Annotated in this window: 1 protein-coding gene; it reads left to right on the plus strand. The window is 68.1% G+C overall.

Annotated elements, in window-relative coordinates:
- Positions 1–18 precede the first annotated feature (18 nt).
- Positions 19–1,874: non-ribosomal peptide synthetase (locus tag KRR26_RS37970; protein ID WP_407931767.1), on the plus strand; the 1,856-nt coding region annotated here is incomplete at its 3' end.

The following is a 1,874-nucleotide window of genomic DNA, read 5'->3' on the forward strand; positions in this document are numbered from 1 at the left end:
CAGTACGCGGACTACGCGGTGTGGCAGCGGCAGTGGCTGCGCGACGGCGTCCTCGACGCTCAGCTCGCCTACTGGAAGCAGCAGCTCGCTGACGCTCCCGCCCTCCTTGAGTTGCCCACCGACAGGCCCCGCCCCTCCGTCCAGTCCTTCCGCGGCGCCTCCGTCCCCGTCTCCTTCTCTCCCACCGCGTCCGCCGCTCTCGCCTCCTTCTGCCAGGCCGAAGGTGTCACTCCCTTCATGGCCCTCCTCGCCCTCTGGCAGACGCTCCTCTCCCGCTACTCCGGCCAGCTCGACATCTCCGTCGGCTCCCCCATCGCCGGACGCCAGCGCTCCGAAACCGAGTCCCTCATCGGCTTCTTCGTCAACACCCTCGTCCTCCGCTCCTCCCTCCAGCCCCACCTCTCCTTCCGCCACCTCCTCTCCTCCGTCCGCTCCTCCACCCTCGCCGCCTTCGAGCACCAGGACGTCCCCTTCGAGAAGCTCGTCGAAGTCCTCCACCCTCAGCGCTCCCTCAGCCACTCCCCCCTCTTCCAAGTCCTCCTCGTCCTTCAAAACACCCCCGCCTCCTCCCTCTCCCTCCCGGGCCTCTCCTTCCTCCCCCTCGCCCGCGACTTCGAGGCCACCAAGGCCGACCTCTCCCTCTCTCTCTCCGACTCTCCCTCGGGGCTCCGCGGCTCCCTCTCCTTCCGCACCGACCTCTTCGACCCTTCCACCGCCTCCCGCCTCGCCCTCCACCTCCGCACCCTCCTCGACTCCGCACTCGCCTCTCCCAACGCGCCTCTCGCCTCCCTCCAGCTCCTCTCCCAAGACGAGCGCTCCACTCTCCTCCTCGACTGGAATGACTCCGCCCAATCCTTCCCCTGGCGCGGCTGCTTCCATGAGGCCTTCGAGGCTCAATCAGCCCTCTCTCCTCTCGCCCTCGCCGTCCTCGACGACTCCTTGGCCCTCTCCTTCGCGGAGCTCAACTCCCGCGCCAATCAGCTCGCTCACCACCTGCGCGCCCTCGGCGTTGGCCCTGAAGTCCGCGTCGCTCTCTGCTTCGAGCGCTCCGCCCTCTCCCTCCTCGCCCTCCTCGCCATCCTCAAGGCCGGCGGCGCCTACGTCCCCCTCGACTCCTCCGCACCTCCTGAGCGCCTCGCCTTCATGCTTCAGGACTCCGGCGCTCTCCTCCTCCTCTCCCACTCCAGCCTCGCCCACCTCTTCCCTTCCTCCACTCACTCCCTCTTCCTCGACTCCTCCTCGTCTCTTCTGGAGGCACTCCCCTCCTCCAATCCCTCTCACCTCTCGCTCCCACAGCACCTCGCCTACGTCATCTACACCTCCGGCAGCACCGGCAAGCCCAAGGGCGTCCTCATCCAGCACGCCTCCCTCATGAATCTCAGGGCCGCCCTCGCCTCCTCCGTCTACTCCGACGTCTCCTCACCCCTCCGCGTCAGCCTCAACGCGCCCCTCTCCTTCGACGCCTCCGTCAAGCAACTCCTCCAACTCGTCGACGGCCACTCCCTCCTCTTCGTCCCTCAAGCCGCTCGCGAGGACCCTTCCCTCCTCGTCGCTTGGGCCGCCGCACACCACCTCGACGTCCTCGACTGCTCCCCCTCCCTCCTCCGCCTCCTCCTCGACGAAGGCCTCGCCTCCTCTCGGCCTCTTCGCGTCCTCGTCGGCGGCGAGCACGTTGACGACTCTCTCTGGGCTCGCATCTCGGCACTCCCCCTCCTCTCCTGCTTCAACGTCTACGGCCCCACCGAGTGCACCGTCGACGCTTCCTCTCGCCTCATTGCGCCCAACTCGCGCCCCGCTCTCGGCAAGCCTCTCCCCAACGTCTCCCTCTTCGTCCTCGACGACTCTCTCTCCCCCTGCCCCATCGGCGTCCCCGG

The organism is Citreicoccus inhibens (genome assembly GCF_019039035.1).
In the GTDB taxonomy this organism is placed as follows: domain Bacteria; phylum Myxococcota; class Myxococcia; order Myxococcales; family Myxococcaceae; genus Citreicoccus; species Citreicoccus inhibens.